18 protein-coding genes and 1 pseudogene are annotated in these 25288 nt (G+C 72.2%); 11 read left to right on the forward strand and 8 right to left on the reverse strand.

Annotation, left to right across the window (positions count from 1 at the left end; genetic code table 11):
• The first annotated feature begins 11 nt into the window (after positions 1 to 11).
• The 10 genes and pseudogenes from iolC to ACZ7L5_RS26325 all read left to right on the forward strand — a co-directional run bounded on the left by iolC (position 12) and on the right by ACZ7L5_RS26325 (position 15153).
• Positions 12 to 977, forward strand: coding sequence for a 5-dehydro-2-deoxygluconokinase (gene iolC, locus ACZ7L5_RS26280; protein WP_471519269.1), 966 nt, complete (start codon positions 12 to 14; stop codon positions 975 to 977).
• Entirely contained in the window at positions 974 to 1864 is an 891-nt protein-coding gene (locus tag ACZ7L5_RS26285; RefSeq protein ID WP_471519271.1) for a Cgl0159 family (beta/alpha)8-fold protein, read from the forward strand. The genes iolC and ACZ7L5_RS26285 overlap by 4 nt, the downstream gene beginning before the upstream one ends.
• A gap of 7 nt (positions 1865 to 1871) precedes the next feature.
• Positions 1872 to 2240: pseudogene (locus ACZ7L5_RS26290) on the forward strand (5-deoxy-glucuronate isomerase); the annotation flags it as partial.
• Between the two features lie 272 nt (positions 2241 to 2512).
• Complete coding sequence (gene iolD, locus ACZ7L5_RS26295; protein ID WP_471519273.1) at positions 2513 to 4396, forward strand: 3D-(3,5/4)-trihydroxycyclohexane-1,2-dione acylhydrolase (decyclizing); 1884 nt, start codon at positions 2513 to 2515, stop codon at positions 4394 to 4396.
• Between the two features lie 14 nt (positions 4397 to 4410).
• Positions 4411 to 5913: a CoA-acylating methylmalonate-semialdehyde dehydrogenase gene (gene mmsA, locus ACZ7L5_RS26300; RefSeq protein WP_471519275.1), complete on the forward strand. Its 1503-nt coding sequence runs from the start codon at positions 4411 to 4413 to the stop codon at positions 5911 to 5913.
• Positions 5914 to 6130: 217 nt separating this feature from the next.
• Positions 6131 to 7528: an APC family permease gene (locus tag ACZ7L5_RS26305; protein WP_471519277.1), complete on the forward strand. Its 1398-nt coding sequence runs from the start codon at positions 6131 to 6133 to the stop codon at positions 7526 to 7528.
• 131 nt (positions 7529 to 7659) lie between these two features.
• A complete protein-coding gene (locus ACZ7L5_RS26310; RefSeq protein ID WP_471519279.1) occupies positions 7660 to 10311 on the forward strand; it encodes a CocE/NonD family hydrolase in 2652 nt (883 codons plus the stop codon).
• On the forward strand, positions 10308 to 11171 hold the full coding sequence (locus tag ACZ7L5_RS26315) for an ABC transporter permease (protein ID WP_328881545.1): 864 nt from the start codon (positions 10308 to 10310) through the stop codon (positions 11169 to 11171). Before ACZ7L5_RS26310 ends, ACZ7L5_RS26315 begins: the two co-directional genes overlap by 4 nt.
• 147 nt (positions 11172 to 11318) lie before the next feature.
• Positions 11319 to 12881, forward strand: a complete 1563-nt coding sequence (locus ACZ7L5_RS26320) for a vWA domain-containing protein (protein WP_471519281.1) — start codon at positions 11319 to 11321, stop codon at positions 12879 to 12881.
• 346 nt (positions 12882 to 13227) lie between these two features.
• Positions 13228 to 15153, forward strand: a complete 1926-nt coding sequence (locus ACZ7L5_RS26325; protein WP_471519283.1) for an AMP-dependent synthetase/ligase — start codon at positions 13228 to 13230, stop codon at positions 15151 to 15153.
• A 33-nt stretch (positions 15154 to 15186) separates the two neighbouring features.
• Here ACZ7L5_RS26325 and ACZ7L5_RS26330 read toward each other — a convergent pair whose 3' ends face one another.
• From ACZ7L5_RS26330 to ACZ7L5_RS26365, 8 genes are read right to left on the reverse strand one after another with little or no spacing between them, the layout of a single operon-like run.
• Positions 15187 to 16338 (reverse strand): GNAT family N-acetyltransferase, encoded by a 1152-nt coding sequence (locus ACZ7L5_RS26330; protein ID WP_471519285.1) that lies wholly within the window; start codon positions 16336 to 16338, stop codon positions 15187 to 15189.
• Positions 16335 to 17012, reverse strand: a complete 678-nt coding sequence (locus tag ACZ7L5_RS26335; RefSeq protein WP_328881549.1) for a YveK family protein — start codon at positions 17010 to 17012, stop codon at positions 16335 to 16337. The genes ACZ7L5_RS26330 and ACZ7L5_RS26335 overlap by 4 nt, the downstream gene beginning before the upstream one ends.
• Positions 17009 to 18151 carry a glycosyltransferase gene (locus ACZ7L5_RS26340; RefSeq protein ID WP_383246138.1) on the reverse strand — a complete coding sequence of 381 codons (1143 nt, stop codon included), beginning with the start codon at positions 18149 to 18151 and terminating at the stop codon, positions 17009 to 17011. Before ACZ7L5_RS26340 ends, ACZ7L5_RS26335 begins: the two co-directional genes overlap by 4 nt.
• A complete protein-coding gene (locus ACZ7L5_RS26345; RefSeq protein ID WP_471519287.1) occupies positions 18148 to 18939 on the reverse strand; it encodes a polysaccharide deacetylase family protein in 792 nt (263 codons plus the stop codon). The genes ACZ7L5_RS26340 and ACZ7L5_RS26345 overlap by 4 nt, the downstream gene beginning before the upstream one ends.
• Entirely contained in the window at positions 18929 to 20710 is a 1782-nt protein-coding gene (locus tag ACZ7L5_RS26350) for a lipid II flippase MurJ (RefSeq protein ID WP_471519289.1), read from the reverse strand. Before ACZ7L5_RS26350 ends, ACZ7L5_RS26345 begins: the two co-directional genes overlap by 11 nt.
• Positions 20707 to 22041, reverse strand: coding sequence for an O-antigen ligase family protein (locus ACZ7L5_RS26355; protein ID WP_471519290.1), 1335 nt, complete (start codon positions 22039 to 22041; stop codon positions 20707 to 20709). The genes ACZ7L5_RS26350 and ACZ7L5_RS26355 overlap by 4 nt, the downstream gene beginning before the upstream one ends.
• 6 nt (positions 22042 to 22047) lie before the next feature.
• Positions 22048 to 23511, reverse strand: a complete 1464-nt coding sequence (locus ACZ7L5_RS26360; RefSeq protein WP_471519292.1) for an exopolysaccharide biosynthesis polyprenyl glycosylphosphotransferase — start codon at positions 23509 to 23511, stop codon at positions 22048 to 22050.
• Positions 23508 to 24647, reverse strand: coding sequence for a glycosyltransferase (locus tag ACZ7L5_RS26365; RefSeq protein ID WP_471519294.1), 1140 nt, complete (start codon positions 24645 to 24647; stop codon positions 23508 to 23510). Before ACZ7L5_RS26365 ends, ACZ7L5_RS26360 begins: the two co-directional genes overlap by 4 nt.
• Before the next feature lie 320 nt (positions 24648 to 24967).
• On the opposite strand from ACZ7L5_RS26365, the gene ACZ7L5_RS26370 reads away from it, so the two are divergent.
• Complete coding sequence (locus ACZ7L5_RS26370; protein ID WP_471519296.1) at positions 24968 to 25276, forward strand: hypothetical protein; 309 nt, start codon at positions 24968 to 24970, stop codon at positions 25274 to 25276.
• The last annotated feature ends 12 nt before the right edge of the window (positions 25277 to 25288 follow it).

Raw genomic sequence — 25288 nt, forward strand, 5'->3', positions numbered from 1 at the left:
GAGGGAAGCCGATGGCGTACGACTTGATCACCATGGGGCGGATCGGAGTGGACCTCTACCCCCTGCAGACCGGCGTCCCGCTGCCGCAGGTCACGTCCTTCGGCAAGTTCCTCGGCGGCTCGGCGAGCAATGTCGCGGTCGCCGCGGCCCGCCTGGGACGCCGTACCGCGGTGATCACCCGCACCGGCGACGACCCCTTCGGCACCTACCTCCACGAGGCCCTGCAGGGCTTCGGCGTCGACGACCGCTGGGTCACCCCGGTCCCCGGCCTGCCGACCCCGGTCACCTTCTGCGAGATCTTCCCGCCGGACGACTTCCCGCTGTACTTCTACCGGCAGCCCAAGGCCCCGGACCTGGAGATCGACGCCCACGAGCTGGACCTCGACGCCATCCGTGACGCCCGCATCTTCTGGGTCACCGGCACCGGCCTGAGCGAGGAGCCCAGCCGCACGGCGACGCTGGCGGCGCTCGCCCATCGCGCCAAGTCCGGTACGACGGTCTTCGACCTCGACTGGCGCCCCATGTTTTGGAAGGACACAGCCGGGAGTGGCCCCGACGCGGCCCGCCCCTTCTACGCCGAGGCCCTGAAGCACACGACCGTCGCCGTCGGCAATCTCGACGAGGTGGAGGTCGCGACCGGCGTGCGCGAACCGCATGCCGCGGCCCGGGCGCTGCTGGACACCGGTGTCGAGGTCGCGGTCGTCAAGCAGGGCCCCAAGGGCGTCCTCGCCGTCAACAGCAAGGGCGACCAGGCCGAGGTGCCGCCGCTGCCCGTGAACGTGCTCAATGGCCTCGGCGCCGGTGACGCCTTCGGCGGTTCCCTCTGCCACGGCCTGCTCGAAGGCTGGGACCTGGAGAAGATCATGCGGCACGCCAACGCGGCCGGTGCCATCGTCGCCTCCCGCCTGGAGTGTTCCTCCGCGATGCCGACGCCGGACGAGATCGCGGCCGCGATCGCCGCGGGGGCCGTCAAGTGAGCGTCGACATCGGGGAACTCGTCCGTCTGCGCACCCAGCGCCCCGAGGCGATCGCGGAGGCGGCCGCCCGTCGCGCCCGTCGCCCGCTCCTCGGCGACTCCGGCCGGCTGATGATCGTCGCCGCCGACCACCCGGCCCGCGGCGCCCTCGGTGTCGGCGACCGCAAACTCGCCATGGCCAACCGCGCCGACCTGCTGGAACGCCTCTGCCTCGCACTCCGTCGCCCCGGCGTCGACGGCGTCCTCGCGACCGCCGACATCCTCGACGACCTGCTGCTGCTCGGCGCCCTCGGCGGCAAGGTCGTCATGGGATCCATGAACCGCGGCGGCCTCCAGGGCGCGAGCTTCGAACTCGACGACCGCTTCACCGGCCACCGCCCCGAGGACATCCAGCGCCTCGGCTTCGACGCCGGCAAGCTGCTCCTGCGGATCGACTACGACGACCCGGGCTCCCTCGCGACCCTGGAGTCCACCGCCCGCGCCGTCGACGAGATGGCGGCGCGTCAACTCCCGGTCTTCGTCGAGCCGTTCATCAGCCACCGCACCCCCGAGGGCAAGGTCGCCAACGACCTGTCCGCCGAGGCCGTCACCAAGTCCATCGCGATCGCCTCCGGTCTCGGCGGCACCTCCGCGTACACCTGGCTGAAGCTCCCGGTCACCGAGAACCCCGACGACATGGCCGAGGTCATGCGGACCTCCACGCTGCCGGCGGTTCTGCTCGGCGGTGAGGTCGGCGGCTCCGTCGAGGAGCAAGCCGGGGCATACGAGAAGTGGCGCGGTGCACTCCAACTGCCCACCGTGCGGGGCCTGGTGGTCGGACGCTCGCTGCTCTACCCGGCGGACGGGGACGTGGCCGGCGCCGTCGACACCGCCGTCGGGCTGCTGTGAGGGCGTTATGACGAACCACGAGCCGCACAACGGGACGAACAGCGGGCCGCATGCCGGGACGGGCAACGGGACCCACAGCAGCCTGCGGATCGTGGAGTGGGAGCCCGGTGGCACGCACATGTTCACCCCCGGGGACAGTGAATGGATCGTGCTTCCGCTGAACGGTGGATGCACCGTGGACATCGAGAACGAGAAGTACCAACTCCTGGGCCGGGACAGCGTATTCAGTGGAGTCACCGACTTCGCCTACGTGCCCCGTGACGCCCGGGCACAGATCGCCTCCGGCGCGGGTGGCCGCTTTGCTTTGGCAGGAGCGAAGTGCGAGCGAAGACTCCCCGCCCGCTACGGCCCCGCGCCGGAGGTCTTTGTCGAAGAGCCTTTGCGGCCACGACATGTACTACGTCACCCGCCCCATGGCAGAGCTTCGCGCCTGCAGCGCGGTCGCCACCGGCTGTGGCGTGCCGTGTGCGTCCAGCGCCGAGGCCGTAAGGCGCGAACTCGGCCTGAGGGCCGAAGGAGACGGTTTCGCAACAGCGTTGATCACCTGAGGTGCGGTGCGGGCCGTCGAGTCATAGGGAGCGGCGGAGCCGTACAGGAGTGGCGGATCTGGTTCCATCCGGACCACGCAGAAGGCACAGGGGGTTACCGATGACCTCAACGACGAGGCTCACGGTCGCACAGGCGCTCGTCCGCTTCCTGTCCGCCCAGTACACCGAGCGTGACGGCGTACGACAGCGGCTGATCGGCGCCACCTGGGGCATCTTCGGTCACGGCAACGTCGCCGGGATCGGCCAGGCGCTCGTCGAGTACGGCGAGGTCATGCCGTACCACCAGGGCCGCAACGAACAGGCGATGGTGCACGCGGCGGTCGGCTACGCCCGCCAGTCGAACCGCCTCTCCACGCACGCCGTGACCACGTCCATCGGCCCCGGCGCGACCAACCTCGTCACCGGCGCCGCCCTCGCGACCATCAACCACCTCCCGGTGCTGCTCCTCCCCGGCGACGTCTTCGCCACCCGCCCCGCCGACCCGGTCCTCCAGCAGCTCGAAGTGCCGTACGCGGGCGATATATCGGTGAACGACTGTCTGCGCCCGGTGTCGAAGTACTTCGACCGGATCACCCGGCCCGAGGCCCTGATCCCGTCGGCCCTCCATGCCATGCGGGTGCTCACGGACCCCGTCGAGACGGGCGCGGTCACCCTCGCACTGCCGCAGGACGTCCAGGCCGAGGCGTACGACTGGCCGGACGAGTTCTTCGCCGAGCGCGTCTGGGCCGTACGGCGTCCGGGCGCCGACCCCACCGAACTCGCCGAGGCCGTACGCATGATCCGCGACGCCCGGCGTCCGCTCGTCATCGCCGGCGGCGGCGTCCACCACAGCCGCGCGGAGGAGGCCCTCGCCGAGTTCGCCGAGGTCTCCCGCATCCCGGTCGCCTCCACGCAGGCCGGCAAGGGCTCCCTGCGCCACGACCACCCTCAGGACGTCGGGGGAGTGGGCCACACCGGCACCGCCACCGCTGACGAACTCGCCCGCACCGCGGACCTGGTGATCGGCGTCGGCACCCGCTACACCGACTTCACCACCGCTTCCGGCACCCTCTTCACCGGCGAGGGCGTGCGCTTCCTCAACCTCAACATCGCGCCCTACGACGGCCACAAACTCGCCGGCATGCCGCTCATCGCGGACGCCCGCACCGGCCTGGAGGAGCTGACCGAGAGGCTGGAGATGCACGACCACCGGGTCGCCGGCTCCTACGTCACCGAGTACACCGAGGACAAGGAGCGCTGGGAGCAGCGCGTCGACGCCTGCTACGAGGCCGACGAGCCGGACGTACGGCCGACGCAGCCACAGGTCCTCGGCGCGCTGGACGCGATCGTCGACGAGTCGGACGTGATCATCAACGCGGCCGGCTCCCTCCCCGGTGACCTGCACAAACTGTGGCGGGCCCGCTCCCGGGACCAGTACCACGTGGAGTACGGCTACTCCTGCATGGGCTACGAGATCCCGGCCTCGATCGGCGTGAAGATGGCCGCGCCCGAGCGCAATGTCTGGGCGCTGGTCGGCGACGGCACCTATCTGATGATGCCGACGGAGATCGTGACCGCCGTGCAGGAGGGCGTCGCGATCAAGGTGTTGCTGGTGCAGAACCACGGGTACGCGTCCATCGGAGGCCTGTCGGAGGAGACCGGCGCCGAGCGCTTCGGCACCGCGTACCGCCATCGCGCGGCCGACGGCACCTTCACGGGTGCCCCGCTCCCCGTCGACCTGGCCGCCAACGTGGCCGGCCTGGGCATGCGGGTGCTGCGCGCGAAGACCGTACGTGACCTGCGCGCGGCGCTCTCCGAGGCGCGCGCGGCGGACACACCCACATGTGTCTACGTCGAGACCGAAACGGCAGACACTGTGTCGGGCCCGCCGCCGGCGCATGCCTGGTGGGATGTTCCTGTGGCCGAGACCGCGACCCGACCGTCGGCGGTCAAGGCACGGGAGCTGTACGAACGGCACGTCTCGACCCGACGCCGCCATCTGTGAAGGAGTTACTGGGCATGACGAAGATCGTCAACCACTGGATCGGCGGCAAGACCGCCGAAGGCGCGTCGGGCACGTTCGGGCCGGTCACCGACCCGGCGACCGGCGCGGTCACCACGAAGGTCGCGTTCGCCTCGGTCGACGAGGTGGACGCCGCGGTCGCCGCCGCCAAGGAGGCCTACCTGACCTGGGGCCAGTCGTCGCTGGCCCAGCGCACCTCGATCCTGTTCAGGTTCCGGGCGCTGCTGGACGCCAACCGGGACGCGATCGCCGAGCTGATCACCGCCGAGCACGGCAAGGTGCACTCCGACGCCCTCGGTGAGGTGGCGCGCGGCCTGGAGATCGTCGACCTCGCGTGCGGCATCAACGTGCAGCTGAAGGGTGAGCTGTCGACGCAGGTCGCGAGCCGCGTGGACGTCTCCTCGATCCGGCAGCCGCTGGGTGTCGTCGCGGGCATCACGCCGTTCAACTTCCCGGCGATGGTCCCGATGTGGATGTTCCCGATGGCCATCGCGTGCGGCAACACCTTCGTGCTGAAGCCGTCCGAGAAGGACCCGTCGGCGTCGATCAAGATCGCCGAGCTGCTGGCGGAGGCCGGTCTCCCGGACGGCGTCTTCAACGTCGTGCACGGTGACAAGGTGGCCGTCGACCGCCTCCTGGAGCACCCGGACGTCAAGGCCGTCTCCTTCGTCGGCTCGACCCCGATCGCCCGCTACATCCACACCACCGCCTCCGCCAACCACAAGCGCGTCCAGGCTCTCGGCGGCGCCAAGAACCACATGCTGGTCCTCCCGGACGCCGACCTCGACGCGGCCGCCGACGCCGCCGTCTCCGCCGCCTACGGCTCCGCGGGCGAGCGCTGCATGGCCATCTCCGCCGTCGTCGCCGTCGGCTCCATCGGTGACGAGCTGGTGGAGAAGATCCGCGAGCGCGCCGAGAAGATCAAGATCGGCCCCGGCAACGACCCGACGTCCGAGATGGGCCCGCTGATCACGGCCGTGCACCGCGACAAGGTGGCGTCCTACGTCGAGGGCGCGGCGGCCGAGGGCTGCGAGGTCGTGCTCGACGGCACCGGCTACACGGTCGACGGCTTTGAGGACGGCCACTGGATCGGCATCTCCCTGCTCGACAAGGTGCCGACCAGCGCGAAGGCGTACCAGGACGAGATCTTCGGCCCCGTCCTGTGCGTGCTGCGCGCCGAGACGTACGAGGACGGCGTGGCGCTGATCAACGCCTCGCCCTTCGGCAACGGCACCGCGATCTTCACCCGGGACGGCGGCGCCGCCCGCCGCTTCCAGCTGGAGATCGAGGCCGGCATGGTCGGCGTGAACGTCCCGATCCCGGTCCCCGTCGGCTACCACAGCTTCGGCGGCTGGAAGGACTCGCTCTTCGGCGACCACCACATCTACGGCAACGACGGCACGCACTTCTACACCCGCGGCAAGGTCACCACCACCCGCTGGCCCGACCCGGCCGACGCCCCCTCAGGCGTCGACCTCGGGTTCCCGCGCAACCACTGACGCCGAGCGCAACCACTGACGCCTGGCGTCGGGGCCGTCCGCATCGCGGACGGCCCCATTTTTTTGCGGGCCCGCGCTGCGGTTCCCGCACGCCCGGAAGTCGCGCTGCGGGCGGCCTTGACGCAACGTTAACGCGTGAAATGGTGGCGCATGGCTGCGGATTCCGTAGGTGAACACCCATTGACGTGATGGTTTCCGTCGATGTTGCATCCCCCTCGTGACCGACACCCTCACCCCTGTCGAGGGCGCCGTCGTCGAGGCGTCCGACAGCCCCAAGAAGCTCAAGCGCTCCATCGGCGTCGTCGGCGGCACGCTCCTCACGCTCTCCTGCGTGACCCCGGCGTCCACCCTCTTCGTGGTTGTCCCCGACCTGTTCGGCTCGCTCGGCACCGCCACCGCCCTGACGATCGCCATCGGTTCGCTGCTCTGCATCGCCGTGGCGTTCTGCTACTCGGAGCTGGGCACCCTCATCCCCAGCGCGGGCGGCGAGTACGCCATCGTGTCCACGCTGGCCGGACGGCTCGCGGGCTGGCTGGTGTTCGTGCTGTCGCTGCTGGTCGTCATGGTCGTCCCGCCGGTGATCGCGATGGGCACGGCCGACTACCTCGCCCCGATCGTCGACCTCGACCCGTCGATGGCCGGGGCCGGCGTCATGCTCCTCGCCACCCTCGCCGGCCTGCTCGACCTGCGCGCCAACGCCTGGATCACCGGCGTCTTCCTGGTCCTGGAGGTCATCGCCGCGGCCGTGGTGGCAGTGCTGGGCTTCGCCCACGCCGAGCGCGGCCCCGCGAGCCTGGTCTCGATGGAGGTGGCAGGCGCGGACGGCCGTACGGACACCGTGACGGGCCTGCTGGTCGTCTCCGGGCTCGCGATCGCCCTCTTCGTCACCCAGGGCTTCTCGACCGCCGTCTACCTCTCCGAGGAGCTGGAGAACCCGCGCCGCAACGTCGCCCGCACGGTGCTGGCCACCCTCGCGATCTCCGCCGTGATCATCCTGGTCCCGGTCGCCGCCATCACCCTGGGCGCCTCGGACATCGGAGAACTGACCGGCGGCGACATCGGCACGATGGTCACCGCCTGGTCCAACTCCGCGGTCGGCACCTTCGTCAGCCTCTGCGTAGCCCTCGCCATCATCAACGCGGGCATCGTCATGGTCATCCAGAACTCCCGCGTGCTGTTCGCCTCGGCCCGCGACAAGGCCTGGCCCGAGCCGGTCAACAACGTCCTCGCCAGGCTCGGCCGCTTCGGCTCCCCGTGGGTCGCCACCCTCGCCGTCGGCGTGCCCGGCGCCGCACTGTGCTTCGTCAACCTCGACACCCTGTACGGCGTCACGGGCGTCTCCGTGACCGGCATGTACCTGCTCGTCGCGGTCGCCGCGCTGGCGGCCCGCCGCAACCCGCACAAGCACACACCGGCATGGCGGATGCCGCTGTGGCCGGTGATGCCGGTGCTGTTGATCGTGGTTCTCGTGTACATCCTCAGCCAGCAGGAGACGAGCCACCTGCTCTGGACGGGCGGCATCACGGCGGTCGCCACCCTGTACTGGGCGCTGTACCTGCGCCCCCGCAGGCAGACACGGTGGCTCGTGACGATTCCGGAAGACCAACAGACCTGAAGGGGCGCGGGGAAGGCGCCGTCGTACCACGAACGCGGTAGACAAAATCCCCGCCGTACCCCCAGGGAAGGTCCCGCGATTCAGCCCTCGGTCGATAACTTGCCGACAGGTTCACCCCGTACCGTTGAAGCATGGATCTTCGACTGCCCGGACTGCGTGGGCGCGTGCGGAGGCCGCGACGGTGGATCGCCGTCGCGGCCTCCGTCGTCGTCCTCGCCGGCGCCGGTACATGGACGGCCGTCGCCGACGACGACGTGCCGCCGGTGCGCAGCACCGACCGGGTCATGGACATGGGCGGCGGGGTGCGCGTGGACACCTCGTACTTCACGTCGGGATCCGGCGGACGCCGCCCCGCCGTCCTCCTCGCGCACGGCTTCGGCGGCAGCAAGGACGACGTACGGCAGCAGGCCGAGGACCTGGCCCGGGACGGGTACGCGGTCCTGACGTGGTCGGCCCGCGGCTTCGGGAAGTCGACCGGCAAGGTCGGCCTGAACGACCCGAAGGGCGAGGTCGCCGACGTCTCCCGACTGCTCGACTGGCTGGCGAAGCAGCCCCAGGTCGAACTCGACAAGGCCGGCGACCCGCGCGTGGGCATGGCGGGCGGCTCCTACGGCGGCGCCATCTCACTGCTGGCCGCCGGCCACGACGACCGGGTGGACGCCATCGCCCCGGCGATCACGTACTGGGACCTCGCGGACGCCCTGTTCCCGAACGGCGTCTTCAAGAAGCTCTGGGCGGGCATCTTCGTCAACACCGCCGGCGGCTGCGACAAGTTCGAGACGCAGATCTGCGAGATGTACGAACGGGTCGCCGAGTCCGGCACCCCGGACGCACCGGCCCGCACCATGCTGGAGGAGCGCTCGCCGTCCGCGGTCGGCGACCGCATCGACGTGCCGACCCTGCTCATGCAGGGCCAGTCCGACTCCCTCTTCACGCTCGGCCAGGCCGACCGGGCGGCGAAGGCGATCCGCGCCAACGGCGCCCCCGTCGACGTCGACTGGATCTCCGGCGGCCATGACGGCGGCGACATGGAGACGAGCCGTATCCAGGGGCGCGTGCAGTCCTGGTTCGACCGCTACCTCAAGGACGACAAGAGCGCCGACACCGGCCCGGCCTTCCGCGTCACCCGCACCGGAGGCGTCGACTCCACCGACGGCCAGGCCATGCTGCGGGGCGCGAGCGCGGACACCTACCCCGGCCTGGAGAGCGGGCGGAAGTCCATCGCCCTCACCGGCCGCGAGCAGAGCTTCGCCAACCCGGCCGGCGCCAACCCGCCCGCCGTCTCCGCCCTCCCCGGCCTCGGCGGTTCCGGCGGCCTCGCCCAGCTGTCCTCGCTCGGCGTCGGGGTGTCACTGGACTTCCCGGGCCAGTTCGCCGCGTTCGAGTCGGCGCCGGTCGACGACAACCTGCACATCACCGGCTCCCCGAGGGCGACCGTCCACGTCAGGTCGACCAGCGAGGACGCGGTGCTGTTCGGCAAGGTCTACGACGTCGGCCCCGACGGCACCCAGCAGGTGCTGGCGTCACAGCTGGTCACGCCCCTGCGCGTCGAGGGCGCCAAGTCCGGCAAGGACGTGACGGTCACGCTCCCCGCCATCGACCACGACATCGAGAAGGGCCACAGCCTGCGCCTGGTCCTGTCCTCCACGGACCTCGGCTACGCCTCCCCGGCCTCCCCGGCGACGTACACGGTCTCCCTGAAGGGCGACCTGTCGGTCCCGACCGCGCCCGGCGTGAGCACCGCTGAGGCCCCGCTGCCGGCCTGGGTCTGGTGGCTGCCGCTGACCGGCGTGGTCGTCGCCCTGGCCCTGCTGCTGACGGCCCGCCGCCGCACCGCCACCCCCGCACCCGACCCGGAGCTGGCCGAAGTGCCGCTCCAGATCACCGACTTGAGCAAACGGTACGCGGGCTCACAGGACCGTTTCGCGGTACGGGACCTGTCCTTCCGCGTCGAGAAGGGCCAGGTCCTCGGCCTCCTCGGCCCGAACGGCGCGGGCAAGACGACGACGCTGCGCATGCTGATGGGCCTGATCAAGCCGGACGCCGGCGAGATCCGTGTCTTCGGCCATGCCATCCGCCCCGGCGCACCCGTGCTGTCCAGGGTCGGCGCCTTCGTCGAGGGCGCCGGCTTCCTTCCGCACCTTTCGGGCCGGGAGAACCTGGAGCTGTACTGGCAGGCCACCGGCCGCCCGCCGCAGGACGCCCACCTCGACGAGGCCCTGGAGATCGCCGGCCTCGGCGACGCACTCGCCCGCGCGGTGCGCACGTACTCCCAGGGCATGCGGCAGCGCCTGGCCATCGCCCAGGCCATGCTCGGCCTCCCGGACCTCCTCATCCTCGACGAACCGACCAACGGCCTTGACCCGCCCCAGATCCGCGAGATGCGCCAGGTGATGATCCGCTACGCGGCGGCGGGCCGCACAGTGATCGTCTCCAGCCACCTGCTGGCGGAGGTCGAGCAGTCCTGCACCCACCTCGTGGTGATGGACCGCGGCCGTCTCGTGCAGGCGGGCCCGGTCGCCGAGATCATCGGCTCCGGCGACACGCTCCTCGTCGGCACGGCCACGGCCGTCGAGGAGCCGGTCGTCGAGAAGGTCGCCGCCCTCCCGGGCGTCGCCTCGGCCGTGCGCACCGACGACGGGATCCTGGTCCGGCTCGACGCCGACGGCAGCGCACAGCGCCTGGTCACCGAACTGGTCCGCCTTGAAGTGCCAGTCCAGTCGGTGGGCCCGCACCGCCGCCTGGAAGACGCCTTCCTCACCCTGATCGGAGGCTCCGCATGAGCACGCTCACCGAGCGCACCGAGGTCGCCTCCGGTTACCGGGCGGGCCGTACGCTGCCCCTGAGGGTCGAACTGGTCCGCCAGCTCAAGCGGCGCCGCACGCAGGTGATGTTCGGCATCCTGGCCGTGCTGCCGTTCGTGCTGGTGGCCGCGTTCGCGATCGGCGGCGAACCGGACGGCGGCGGCAACCGCATCACCCTGATGGACACGGCCACGGCGTCCGGCGCCAACTTCGCCGCCGTGAACCTGTTCGTCTCCGCGGGCTTCCTGCTGGTCATCCCCGTCGCGCTGTTCTGCGGGGACACGGTCGCCTCCGAGGCCAGCTGGTCCTCCCTGCGCTATCTGCTCGCGGCCCCCGTGCCCCGGGCCCGCCTCCTGTGGTCCAAGCTCGTGGTCGCCCTCGGCCTGAGCCTGGCCGCGATGGTGCTGCTGCCGCTGGTCGCACTGGCCGTCGGCACGGCGGCGTACGGCTGGGGCCCCTTGCAGATCCCGACCGGCGGCTCACTGGACACGGCCACGGCGGCGCAGCGCCTGCTGGTGGTCGTGGCGTACATCTTCGTGTCCCAACTGGTGACGGCGGGCCTGGCGTTCTGGCTGTCGACCAAGACGGACGCCCCGCTCGGCGCGGTCGGCGGCGCGGTCGGCCTGACCATCGTCGGCAACGTCCTCGACGCCGTGACCGCCCTCGGCGACTGGCGCCACTTCCTGCCCGCGCACTGGCAGTTCGCGTGGGCGGACGCCGTGCAGCCCCGCCCCGAGTGGTCCGGCATGATCCAGGGCACCGCGATTTCCGTAACGTACGCCCTCATCCTGTTCGCCCTGGCCTTCCGCGGTTTCGCCCGCAAGGACGTGGTGTCGTAGGTCACCGGAAGATCACCCACCGGTCTCGACGGGCCGTCCCCGTGCCCTCTTCGAGACTCATCCGCAACGCTCCGTAGCGCACGTTCCGGCCCCCTGGCCCGTCACAGTCACAGAAGTCGACGTCAACGGACCAAGGGGGCACGGACGATGAAGCGGTACCGAACACGAAGGCTGAACGTCACCCTGCTGGCGCTCACCACGGCGGGCGCCCTGCTGCTCACCGGATGCGGTGGGAGCGGCAGCAGCGACGGCGGGGGCTACTCGGCGGACGACTCCAGCAAGGGAGGCGGCAACAGCCGAGACGCCTTCCCCGCCCCCGATTACAACGGGGACGACCGGCCCGACGACGACCAGGACGACTCCTCCCGCGACTTCGCGCCCGAGCCCGACCTCCTCTCCACCTTCGCCCTCGACGTCGACACCGCCTCCTACGGCTACGCCCGTCGCACCCTCGCCGAGGGCCGGCTGCCCAACCCGTCGACGGTCCGCCCCGAGGAGTTCGTCAACAGCTTCCGCCAGGACTACGACCGCCCCGACGGCAACGGCTTCTCGGTCACCGTCGACGGCGCCCGCACCGACCGCGAGGACTGGTCCCTGGTCCGCGTGGGCCTGGCCACCCGCCCCGCCTCCGACCCCGGCGAACGCCCGCCCGCCGCCCTCACGTTCGTCATCGACATCTCCGGCTCCATGGCCGAACCGGGCCGCCTGGACCTCGCCAAGGACTCCCTCGGCGTCATGACGAACCGGCTGCGCGACGACGACTCGGTCGCCATCGTCACCTTCAGCGACGAGGCCGAGACGGTCCTGCCGATGACCCGCGTGAACGACAACCGCGCCGAGATCCACGACGCCATCGACACCCTGGAACCCACCGACTCCACCAACCTCGGCGCGGGCATGGAGACGGGCTACGAGACGGCCGTCGAAGGCCTCCGCAAGGGAGCCACCAACCGCGTGGTCCTCGTCTCCGACGCCCTGGCCAACACGGGCGACACCGACGCGGACACCATCCTCGAACGCATCTCCACCGAGCGCCGCGAGCACGGCATCACCCTCTTCGGCGTCGGTGTCGGCAGCGACTACGGGGACGCCCTGATGGAACGCCTCGCCGACAAGGGCGACGGCCACACGGTGTACGTCTCGGACGAGGACGACGCCCACGAGGTCTTCAGCCGCCAACTCCCGCAGAACATCGACCTCACCGCCCGCGACGCCAAGGCCCAGGTCGCCTTCGACCCAGAGACGGTGCGGGAGTTCCGGCTCGTCGGCTACGACAACCGGCAGGTCGCCGACGAGGACTTCCGCGACGACAGCGTCGACGGCGGCGAGATCGGCCCCGGCCACACCGTGACCGCCCTCTACGCCGTCCGGACCAAGCCCGGCACGGAAGGGCACCTCGCCACGGCGAGCGTCCGCTGGCTCGACCCCAAGTCCCGGGCTCCGCGCGAGGAGTCCGGCCAACTGGAGACGGGCTCCCTCCAGGACTCGGTCTGGAACGCGAGCCCCCGCTTCCAGGTCACGGCCACGGCGGCGTACTTCGCCGACGCCCTCCGCCTCGGCGACGACCGCCGACCCTCTTTGCCCGGCGCCACCCGTCTGCGCGAACTGGCCGACCGAGCGGACGAGTTGGCCACGACAACGGAGGACACGGCCGTCCGTCACCTCGCAACAGCCATCCACCAGGCCACCAACCTGACCCCCACCGACTGACCCGGCCCAGTTTCCTTCGCCCCCGCCGCCCCTACCCGTCCCGTACCGGGGGGCTGCCGCCCCCAGACCCCCGCTTTCGGCCCTGAACGGGCCTCGTCCTCAAACGCCGGACGGGCTGAATGATCCTGGCCGGCGCTGAAAAGTGACCGGCGGAGCGGCCGTGTTGGTGGCGCACCCCCCGGCACGGCCCCGACCCACCCACCGCACCGCAGGCGCTACGCGCACCCCCACCCACCCCCGCACAGGCCGCCGCAGGCACCCCACCCCCCACCGCCGGAGGCTTGACCTTCCGTTACGCACGAGTAAGTTGACCCCCCAGTAAGTCCACCTGGCACCGGGAGCCGACATGGGCGTACGCAAGGACCTGAAGCGAGCGAAGCGGCGTCGCAGCGATCTGATGGACCGCACCAGGGTCCAGGTCGTCAAGGACGCCGACGGCGTGGTCCGCGAGGCGAGCACGCCGCCCCTCGCGCCGCGGGCACGATCCGGCAGCATCGCCGACGTCCCTTTCACCAACGCAACCGAGGACCCCGACGCGACAGTCCTCCGCCGCCCCCAGCCCGACGGCACCTGGCACCCCATAACCGCCACCGCCTTCGCCCGCGAAGTCACCGCCGTCGCCAAGGGCCTGATAGCCGCGGGCGTGGAACAAGCCGACCGCGTAGCCGTGATGTCCCGCACCCGCTACGAGTGGACCGTCCTGGACTTCGCCATCTGGGCCGCCGGCGCGCAGACCGTCCCCATCTACGCCACCTCCTCCGCCGACCAGGTGGAGTGGATCGTCCGCGACTCCGGCGCCCGCCACATCGTCACGGAGACCGCCGAGAACACCACCACGGTGACCACAGGCACCGCCGCCCACCCCCACCCCCCGCACACCTGGCAGTTGGACGCGGACGGCCTCGCCGACCTCATCACGCTCGGCCGCGGCGTCCCCGACGAGGAGGTCACCAAGCGCCGTACGGCCCTGACCCCGGACACCATCGCCACCGTCTGCTACACGTCCGGCACCACAGGCAAACCGAAGGGCTGCGTCCTCACCCACGCCAACCTGCACGCAGAGGCGGCCAACACGGTCGAGCTGCTGCACCCCATCTTCAAGGAGGTCACCCGGCAGACCGCCTCGACGCTCCTCTTCCTCCCCCTCGCCCACATCCTCGGCCGCTCCCTCCAGATCGCCTGCCTGATGGCCCGCATCGAGATCGGCCACTGCCCGAGCATCAGGCCCGACGAACTCCGCCCGGCGCTCAGGGAGTTCCGCCCCACGTTCCTCGTCGGTGTGCCGTACCTCTTCGAGAAGATCCACGACACCGGCCGCGCGACGGCCGAGAAGATGGGCCGCGCCGCCTCGTTCGACCGAGCCGACCGCACAGCCGTCCGCTTCGGCGAGGCCTACCTGCACAAGTTCCTCGGCACGGGCAAGGGTCCCGGCCTCGGCCTCTACGCCGCCTGGGCGCTGTACGACCTCCTGGTCTACCGCCGGGTCCGCAAGGAACTCGGCGGCCGCATGCGCTACGCCATCAGCGGCGGCTCCCCCCTCGACCGCAACCTCAACCTGTTCTTCTACGCCGCCGGCATCCTCGTCTACGAGGGCTACGGCCTGACGGAGACGACCGCCGCCGCCACCATCGTCCCGCCCCTGCGCCCCCGCCCCGGCACGGTCGGCCAACCCGTCCCCGGCACCGCCGTGCGCATAGCCGACGACGGCGAGGTGCTCATCAAGGGCGGCATCGTCTTCGGCTCGTACTGGAACGACCCGGCCGCCACCGACGCCGTCCTCCAGGACGACTGGTTCGCCACCGGCGACCTCGGCGCCCTCGACGAGGACGGCTACCTCACGATCACCGGCCGCAAGAAGGACATCCTCGTCACCTCCGGCGGCAAGAACGTCTCCCCGGCCGTCCTGGAGGACCGCCTGCGCAGCCGCGCACCGATCGGCCAGTGCCTGGTGGTCGGCGACAACCGCCCCTTCATCGGCGCCCTGGTCACCCTCGACCCGGACGCCGTGAGCCACTGGCTGGCCGTACGAAAGATGCCCGCCGACACCCCGATGTCCGAGGTGATCCAGGACCCCCGGATGCGCGCCGACGTCCAAAGGGCCGTCGACTACGCCAACGAGGCCGTCTCCCGCGCCGAGTCGATCCGCACCTTCGCCCTGATCGAGGGCGAGTTCAACGAGGACAATGGCATGCTCACCCCGTCCCTGAAGGTCAAGCGGCATGCCGTGACGACGGCGTACGCGGCCGAGATCGAGGAGCTGTACGGCAACTGAGCGTCCGCTCGACCGCACCCCGTTGGAGCAGTCTCACGTGGCCGCGGCGCCACCCCCCTGCGCCCCCTCCGCCGCCGCGGCGTCGCGCCGCAGGAGCCGCTTGGCACGGCGCCGCGTCGCCGCCTCGGCCACGGCCGCCGCCAGCAGCGGGGCGGTGCGGCGCCGGGCCAGCAGGAACCGCTGGTTGAGGACGGTCTCGGGACACCAGCGGTACTTGTACGACTCCTCCCCGCGCAGCAGGCTCAGGGTCCGCGCGGAGCCGGGCGCGACCTGCCCGCCCGACTCCAGATCCTGGGTGGACGCGTGCAGCAGCATCGTCGCCACGTCCACCCTGCGCTCCCGCAGCACCGGGTCGAAGCCGTACATGTACATGCCCGTCAGACGGCCCGAGAGCAGCGTCAGATTGACCGCCACGACGGTGCCTTCGAGCAAAAACTCCGTCGCCACGGCCGCACCGGTCCGGGCCATCGGGACCGCAGCCCGGACCAGGTGCTCCAGGAACCGCGGCCGCAGGTGCTCCGAGGTCACCTGCCTGCCCTGCCACTGCTTGCGGTGCAGTTCGAGGAGCCGGCGCAGCGCGGCCTCGGTCTCGTCGTGGCGCGCGACGCGCCATTCGATGCCGAGCCGGGTGAACTGGTTCACCTTGCTGCGGATCCGCCGCGCACGCCCCGTCGGCAGCCGCCCGATCAGCTCGGTCATGGGGACGGCGGGCAGGTCCAGGCACACCGAGTCGTTCATCCGGCGCCGCGGCCCGCGCCAGCACAGGTAGACCCGCTCCATCGCACCGCCCGGCCGCACCTCACCGAAGTCGACCAGGGCGGTGCGTGCCAGGCCGGCCAGGGCGTCGGCCAGTGCCCCGGCGCCCGCCGCGGCCTCCTCCTCGTCGATGAGCACATCGCAGAAGTCGGTGATGGTGCCGCCGATCGGCACCAGCGCCGGCAGCGGGTGGTGCACCCGCATCAGCGGGGCCGCCGCCACCAGTTCACCGTGCCGGCGCACCAGAACGACCCGCAGCCGGCCGGGCCTGCCGTACGACAGCCACCACGAGTGCAGCCAGGCGTGGCTCTGGAACGCCGTCGCTGACGGGCACGCCCCGCGCAGTCGCTCCCAGTCCTCGGTCAGCTCTCCGAAGGCGCGCTCGTCGGTGCAGACCTCCACCGACAGCGCGCGCCCCTGCCCGGTCACCCAAGGGTCCCGCGCGCGTCGGCGGCACCGGCCGGACCGGGTACGGATGCGCGGCTGCGGTCGTCGTCGTCCCCGTCCGGCGTCCGCCGCGGCCGGGCCAGCAGCACGAGGCCGCCCAGCAGGCCACCGGCGCTCGCGCCCACGAGCGAGGTCAGCGCCGGCGAGGCGGAGGACGGATCGGTGGGCTTCAGCGCACGGGAGAGGCGCTCGAGGCGGATGCCGGTGCGGGCCTTGGTGTGGTCCGCCTCGGTGATCAGCGCGCGGGACACCGCGTTGGCGATGTCGACGGCCTGGCCGGGCTTCGACGAGGTCGCCGAGATCGCCACCATCGGCGCGTCCGGCGAGGTCGCCACCTCCACGTTCTCGCGCAGCGTCGAGACGGGCACACCCGCCCACATCTGCGCGTCCGAGAGCACCGCGAGCTGGGTGGCCACGCGGCCGTACGCCTGCGCGAAGCCGAGCGCGTCGGTGCAGTCGGCCTCGGTGGTGCCGTTCGGCACGGCGACGACGGAGCTCGTGGCCGTGTACTGCGGCGGCCTGAGCTGGCCGTACGCGCCACCTGCCGCGGCGCCGACCAGTGCGGCGGCCGGCAGCCACCACCACGAGGACAGCCGCGTCACGCGTGCGCGCGTACGGTCGAACGGCCGGGCAGCCTCTTCGGGGTTGTCAGTCATGAGGAACTCGCTTCCAGGTTCGAGCCGGACAGAGCGTCCGTGTACAGATCCATCAGTTGGCGTGCGGTGCGCTCGATGTCATAGCGGTGGACGACGTCCGGGACGGTCCGCTCGGCCGGTCCCGCCGCCCGCAGCCGCAGCAGTTCCCGCACGTACGCCTCGGCGCCGCCCCGGACGCGCCGGGCACCGGGTGCCGCGTCGGGCGGCAGGTCCTCGACGGCGGGGCAGCTCGCGTACAGCACGGGCAGCCCGGCGGCCAGGGCCTCCACCACGGCCAGGCCGAACGACTCCTGCGGCGACGGCGAGGCGAGCACGTCCATCGCGGACAGCAGGGCGACCAGTCCGGGCGCTTCGTCGCCGGGTCCGGGCAGATACGGCCGCTCGCCCGCAAGCACCACCCGGTCCACGACGCCCAGCGCCCGCGCGGTACGCAGCAGCGCCGCCTCCTCCGGGCCGCCGCCGACCAGCAACAGCCGTACATCTCCCGGCAGTTGGGGCAGTGTCTGCACCAGCAGGTCGAAGCGCTTGCCCGGCGTCAGGCGCCCCACCCCGCCGACGACGTACGCGTCCGGCGGCAGCCCGTGGAACGCCCGGGCCTCCTTGCGGCGCACCTCGTCGTAGCGGAACCGGGGCGCGTCGATGCCGTTCGGGATGACCCGGATGCGCGGCCCGGGCACGCCCCAGTGCCGCAGCCGTTCCGCCACCGTCGGCGAGACGGCCACGGTGGTGTGGCCGAGGCGCTCGCCGGCCAGGTACAGCGCGCGGACGCCGGCGGTCAGCGGGCGGCCCTCCAGGCGGGTGTCGCCGATCGAGTGCTCGGTGGCCACGACGGTCCCGACGCCCGCGAGCCGCGCCGCGATCCGGCCGTAGAGACAGGCCCGGTACAGGTGGGTGTGCACCAGGTCGTAGCGCCCCGCGCGGATCAGCCGGGCGAGCCGGGGCAGCGCGCCGAGGTCGCGGTTGCCCTCCATCCCGAGGTGGGTGACGCGGACCCCGTCGGCGGCCAGACCCGCGGCGACCGGGCCGGGGTTGGTCAGTGCCACCACGTCGCACTGCGCGGGGAGATGCCGCAGCAGCAGACGCAGCTGCTGTTCCGCTCCGCCCACGCCGAGGCCGGTGATGACGTGCAGGGCCCTCACACGGCCTCCAGGGCACGGCCGTGGACCCGGGCCAGGCGTCGCTTCAGCTCCAGCCGCACCGAGGTGTCCGCCTGCCCCATGTGGATGCGGGGCAGCGCGAAGTCGCCGGAGCCGGCCGGGCCGGGGGCGATGGCACAGGCGTAGCCGTAGCCGGCCCGGCGCACCGCGTCGGTGGCACGCCGGTCGAGGTGGCCGTACGGGTAGCAGAAGCCCTCGATGTCGCCGCCGGTGATGGCGGCGAGCCGGTGCCGGCTGTCGTTGACCTCGGTGTGCAGTACCTGGTCGGACGCCATGGTCAGATCGACGTGGGTCAGCCCGTGCGAGGCGATCTCCATGCCCGCGGCAGCGGCGCGCTGGACGTCGTCCACGTCGAGGAGCGGCTTGCGCGGGCCGGTCCGCTCCCAGCTGTTCTCGCCGCCGAGCAGCCCGGACAGCACGAACACGGTGGCGGTGAAGCCCCTGCGGCGCAGCAACGGCACGGCCGTGGTGACGAAGTCGGTGTAGCCGTCGTCGAAGGTGAGCCCCACCAGGCCGCGCTCCGTGCCCCGGGCGCGCGCCGCGAGCAGCTCGCGCACGCTCACCCCGCGCAGGCCGCGGCCGGCCAGCCAGGCGAGCTGTCTGTCCAGTCGCTCCGGTGTGACGGTGATGTTGTACGGGTCGTCCGGGCAGTCCGAGACCGAGTGGTACATGGCCACCCAGGCGGCGGCACGCCGTCTCGGGCGTCCCCCCACGGCTGTTTCGGTGTCGGGTGCGTCCGCGCGGGGCGCGGCGGAGATGTCAGCGACCATGGCGAGGCTTTCGTGTGACGGAGCTACGGACGAAGTGCGTGACGGGAAGCAGGAGGGACCGGACGCCGGCCGCGTCGAGGAGCCGGGCCAGCAGCAGGAACACGCCGGTCACGCACATGCAGCAGACGGCGACGGCCGCCGCGGGCGAGTCGAACAGCTCCGCGCAGACCAGCCCGGCTCCGCCTGCGCACACGGCCGCGTACACCAGCCGGGCCAGTTCGGCGACGACCCGTCGGACGTGCACGGGCACGGCGCGGGGTCCCAGCCCGTGCAGCAGGAGCAGCGCGGTGAGGGTGATGCCGGCGGCGTTGGCCGCGGCGATGCCGCGCGCACCCCACGGGTCCACGGCCCAGGCGCTGAGGACGACGGTGGCGAGCGCGCCCGCGCCCATCGCGCCCAGCGGGAACCAGGTGATCCGGCCGGTCGAGAAGTACGACCGCACCAGCGCCCCCACGAGCGTGTGGCCGAGCAGTCCGACCGCGTAGACCCGCATGACGGCGGCGGTCGCGGCGGTGTCCTGGCCGGTGAACGCACCGCGCTGGAACAGCAGTTGGACGATCTGCGGCGCGCAGGCCACGACCACGGCGGCGCCGAGCAGCACGATGGAGGCCATCAGCGCCAGGTCCCGCTCGACCCGGTCGCCGGCCCGCCGCGTGTCGCCCTCGGCGATGGCCCGCGCCACCACCGGGAAGGTGACGACGCACACCATCATCGACAGCGACATCGGCAACTGGGCGATCTTCTGGGCGTAGTTGAGGTGCGAGATGGCACCGGCGGGCAGCCCGGAGGCGAAGTACCGCTCGATGAGCACCTGCGACTGCCGGCACAGCGCGAAGAGCAGGACGGCACAGACGAGGGCCGGCACGATCGACCGGCCACGGTCCCCGTCGTACTCGGACCGGGAGGCCGTCGCGCACCGCTCGTCGCGCCCTGCGATCCGCCGCCACAGAGGCGGTACCTGTACGACGGCCATGAGGCATCCGCCGATCGCGACACCGAGCGCGGCGGACCGTACGCCCCAGCTCTCGCCGATGACGAGCATCGTGATGATGATCGCGACGTTGTACGCGATGTAGATCGCGCCCGGCGCGAGGTAGTTGCGGTGGGCCCGCAGCGCCGCGCTGCAGTACCCGGCGAGCCCGAAACTCAGGACGCAGGTCGCGGTCAGCCGGGTGCAGGACACGGCCAGGGACGGGTCGGACAGGCCCGGCGCGAGAACGGAGACCAGCAGCGGCGCGCCGGCCGCGAACACGGCGGCCGTACCGGCGAGGGCGAGGCACAGCCGCGGCAACGAGGCGGAGATCAGGGCCTGCACGGGGTCGGGCCCGCCGGTTCCGCGCGCCCGCTGCGCCAACGCCATGCTGAACGCCGGCACCAGCACGAACGCCATGCCGTCCTCGATCAGCAGCGTCGACGCCATCTCCGGCACCGTCCAGGCCACCAGAAACGCGTCGGTCTCCGCCCCGGCCCCGAACAGATGCGCAAGCGCCTGATCCCGCCCGAGTCCCAGAAGCGCCGCGGCCATCGCCAACCCGGCCGACAGCAAGGTCGCCCTGGCGAGAAACCGCCCCGAGGGAGCACTGCCCCGGCGGGCCGCCGGGATGTCACGCCGGCCCTCGGGGAAGGCCGGCGCATCGTGGGGGCGGTCCTCCACCGGCCGCGGGTCCCTGATGCCGGTCGCGTCGGCGACGTGGCCGTCCGGTGGGGGCGCACCCTCGGCGTCGGGCGCGCCGTCGGGGGCGCCCCCCGTCGTCGCCGGGTGGGCCGTCATCGCGGGCTCGCTTGTGCTGTCGGCGCCCCGTCCCGGGCGGCCAGCGCCCACCACGCCGCGAGGCCCAGGCAGATGCCCGTCAGGATGGTGGCGGGGCCGCCGATGTCGGCGTACAGGAAGTTGACGAGCTGCCAGAGCAGCAGGCCGCAGGCGGGGAGAGCGCAGTCACGGGCGCGAACGGTGCGGCGCAGCCGGCGCAGTGCGAACAGCAGCAGGGCCAGCCAGCTGCCCGCGACCGTGAGCAGGCCCAGCAGGCCCTGTTCGCTGAGGATCAGCAGGTACATGTTGTGCGGGGAGAGCAGCGGCTGGCGCCGGTAGGCCTGGCCCGCCCCGCCCGTCTCGCTGCCCGACGACAGCGCGAGCGAGGCGTGGCCGTCCCGGTGTGCGGGAAAGGCCTTCAGCCCCACGCCCGTCACCGGGTGCCCGCTCCACATGTCGCCCGCCGCCGCCCACATGGTGTAGCGGTCGACGACCGACTGGTCCGGCGCGTCGGCGACCTGGGTGATGCTGGTCAGCCGCTCCTCCAACGCCGTGGCGCCCAGACCGAGCCCACCCACCAGTACCACGCAGACCGCGGCCACCGCCGCGAACACCTGCGCCGCCCGCCGCACCCCGGCCAGCAACAGCAGCGCACCGCCGGTGAGCGCGGTCGCGATCCAGGCCCCCCGGCTGAAGGACAGCGCGAGCGGCAGGAGCAGCGCGAGCGCGCACACGGTTGCCACGACCTGCTGCCGCCGCGCCCTCGTCCCGAGGGCGAGCCCGATCGCGGCCACCATCCCGAGCGACACGACGGTCGCCATCCCCATCACGTCGGACGGCCCGAACGTGCCCACCGCCCGGATGTCGGCTCCCTGGTACGACGCCCCGGTCCCGGTGAGGTACTGGCGCACGCCGATCCCGCCCTGCCACAGCGCGAGGCCGACCAGCGACCACAGCAGCGTCCGGGCGCCCTGCCGGTCGCGCACCAGCAGCAGCACGGCGATCGGGACCAGCACGAACACCTGCAGATAGCGCGCCAGTCCGGCGACCGCGTCGCCGGTGGTCACCGCCCCCGCCGCGGCGACCGCGATGCCCACCACGGGCAGCCCGAACACCACCGCGGCCGTCCGCGTCAGCGGCGCCCGAGCCTGCCGTACGGCGTGGACGACGGCACACAGCACGGCCAGTGCGGAGGCGGCGTCGGCGGGCGTCGCGGCCCTGCCCGGCGTGACGGGAAGCCCCAGCAGGACGACGACCGCCACGACCGGCAGGACGGGCAGGACGGACCGCACCCGGCGCACCGCAGGCCACGGCAGCGCGAATGCGGGCGAAGGCGCCGCGGAAGTGGTCACCGGTGCTCAGCTCCCCGTCGGCCGGACGAACTGTGCCGCCGTGCGCAGCAGGATGCAGACGTCCTGCCACAGCGACCAGTTGTCGATGTAGGCGTTGTCGTAGCGGCACCGGTCCTCGATCGAGGTGTCCCCGCGCAGTCCGTGGATCTGCGCGAGCCCGGTGATGCCGGTCCGCATCCGGTGGCGGGCCGGATAGCCCGGATGGGCCTGGCTGAACTTGGCGACGAAGAAGGGCCGTTCGGGTCTGGGCCCGACCAGGCTCATGTCCCCGCGGAAGACGTTCCACAGCTGGAGCAGCTCGTCCAGCGAGGTGCGGCGCAGGAAGTGACAGAACGCGCTCATGTCCTGCTCGTTCGCCACGCTCCAGCGCGTCGCCGCCTCGTGGTCGCTCGCGGGCCGGTGCGTGCGCAGCTTCAGCATCGTGAACGGCCGCCCGTCCTTGCCGATCCGCTCCTGCCGGAACACCACGCCGGGCCCGTCCATCGTCCGCAGCACGACCGCGCACACCAGCAGAACCGGGCCGGCCAGCACGAGCAGCGCCCCCGACAGCACCACGTCGAGCACCCGCTTGCCCGCGCTCCCGCGCCGCAGCCCGCGCTCCGCACCCAGCAGCCTGCGCGAGAAGCCGGCCAACTGCCCCGCCCCCTGGCGGTGCCCGCCGAGTCCGTACGCCGCCGGGTCCGCGTCGAGCTCCCACAGCACGCATCCGTACGCGGCCAGCGCCCGCAGCACGGCGGCCTTCTCCTCCCGGGTGCCGGCGCCCACCACGAGCACCTCCTCCACCCCGTTCTGGATCGCCGCCCGGCGTGCCTCCAGCGCCGTGGTGAGCACCGGCAGTGCGGGCTCGTCGTCGGTCTCGCCGAGGAACTCCGGGTCGTCGGCGACGAGACCCACCGGCCGTACTCCGCAGTCCGGTTGGCGCAGCAGCGCGGCCGAGACCCGCCGGGCCGTCGCGACCGGGCCGACCACCAGGGCGGGGCAGGGCCGCCGCCGCAGTGCCCGGTGCCGGAGCGCGTGCACCGCCGCCCGGCCCGCGCATGCTGCCGCGCAGTGCACCACGACAGCGGTGACCAGCACGGCCGGCGCGAGCGACCGCAGCGGGGAGAGCGCGACGACGGCCGCCCAGCCGACGGCGATCCGGCCACAGACGGCGGGCAGTTCGTCGAGCGCACCGGGGACGACGAGGGTGTCGTACAGCGAGGCCCGCCGGTTCAGCACGAGCACACCGAGCGCGAGCAGGGCGATGACCAGCGGGTACCTGTGGGACGCGGGCAGGACCCAGGCCCCCAGCAGAACGCCGCCGCCGTCGACGAGCCACAGAGGCACCCGGGAGGTCCGGTGCGGACGACGGGCTTCCCGTCCGGCGGGCCCCCGGCGTCCGGCGGTGAAGCCGCGCGGGGCAAGGACGGTGACGGCGCCCTCGGGCGCCCGCTGCTGCCCCGGTGAGGCAACGGTGCTGTCCGCGGTCATGTGGTGATGCACTTCCTGCCCTCGTTGGGTCCGACGACCTGCGCGGTGACGAGGTCGAGCAGCTCGCGGTAGACGTCGCTCACGGCGTCCGTGGCGTGCCGCAGATCGTGGCCGGCGAGCACATGCGCGCGGCCCTGGGCGCCCAGCGCCGCGCGCAGCGGCTCGTCGAGCAGCAGCGCGGTGAGCGCCCGCGCCAGTGCGGCCGGGTCGTCCGGCGGCACCAGACAGGACGGCAGATGGCCGGGCGGAAGGCTCTCGCCCGCTCCGTCCACGTCCGTGACGACTACCGGCCGGGCACACGCCATGGCCTCCAGCGGGGCGAGCGCCATGCCCTCCCAGCGCGACGGCAGGACCACGACGTCGGCGGCCCGGTACCACAGCGCGGTGTCGGTCGTGGTGCCCGCGAACTCCACCGACGCGGGCGCACCGGCACGCAGCCGGCCGGCGTCCGGGCCGTCGCCGACCAGCACCAGTCGCGCCCCGGGCACCTGCCGCGCCACCTCGGGCCAGGCCGCCAGGAGCACGTCCTGCCCCTTCTGACGGCACAGCCGGCCCACGCAGACGACCAGTGGGCCTGCCCCGGACCGTGCGCTGTCTCCCTCCGGCCGGAACCTGTGGGTGTCGACCCCGTTGGGGACCACCCGCCACGGGGCGGTGATGCCCGCCCGCACCCCGGTGAGCCGCTCGGCCTCGCTCACACACAGCACGCGTGCCGCCCAACGGGCCCCGAAACGCTCCCAGTCGAGCGCCACACGCGCGACGAGTCCCTCCGCGGCCTCGAACGACCAGGCGTGCGGCTGGAACACGGTCGGCACGGCACCGCGCACCGCGAGCCGGGCCGCGAGCCCTGCCTTCGCGCTGTGCGCGTGCACCAGGTCGGGCCGCACATCGCTGCACAGCCGGGCCAACTGCCGTACCTCGGCCGCGAGTCGGTACCCCGGCGAACGGGTCGCTTCCCAACGGCGCACGGTGCAGCCCAGCGTGCGCAGGGCGTCGGTCAGGGTGCCGCCCTGCGGACAGGCCACGGTCACCCGTAGCCCCGCGGCCAGTTGAGCCGCCACCAGGTCCGTCACGACCCGCGCGACACCGCCCTCGACGGGCTGGGCCACATGCAGGATGTGCGGCGTAATGCGCATGACCGAGGCTGCCCTTCCGAGGAAAAGAGTCCGAACCAGCGACACGACGTGTGGCTTACTGGACCAAAGAGACGAGCAACACCAGCCACTTATCCATACTTATCCGAGAAGCAGTCAAGTGTGTTGGAATGATGACGTTTTCGGAGTTGTTTCTCGCAGGGGATCACCCATTCGGACCCGCTGCGGTTGCGCAGCAGCCGCCGATCGGTCTTCTCGTATGAGTTCCCGGAAGTTGGCGGCGGCAGAGTTTCCAGAGCGGCGTAGCCATCGTTAGCCCAGGAGAACGCGAGTTACCGAAGATGATTTTCCTGGAAAGGAACATGATGAAGAACCTGAAGGCTGCTGCCGTCGTCGTCGGCTCCCTCGCCATCGCCGGTGCCACCGTGCCCGTCGCCTCCGCGGTGAACATGCCGGCGTCGGGCCTCGTGGACAACGGGAAGACGGTCGCCCGCAGCCTCCCCTCGGCCGCCAAGGTGCCGACGGGCTACGTGGGGAACAACGTGAAGCGCACGGCGGACAACGTGAAGAAGGGCATGAAGTCGCAGGGCGTCGTGAAGACCCCTGTCATCGGCGGTGCCCTGCCGAACCCCGTCGACGGCCAGCTGCTCGGTGGACTTCCGCTCCGGTAGACATCAGGTAGA

This window comes from Streptomyces sp. NPDC107528, assembly GCF_055639295.1.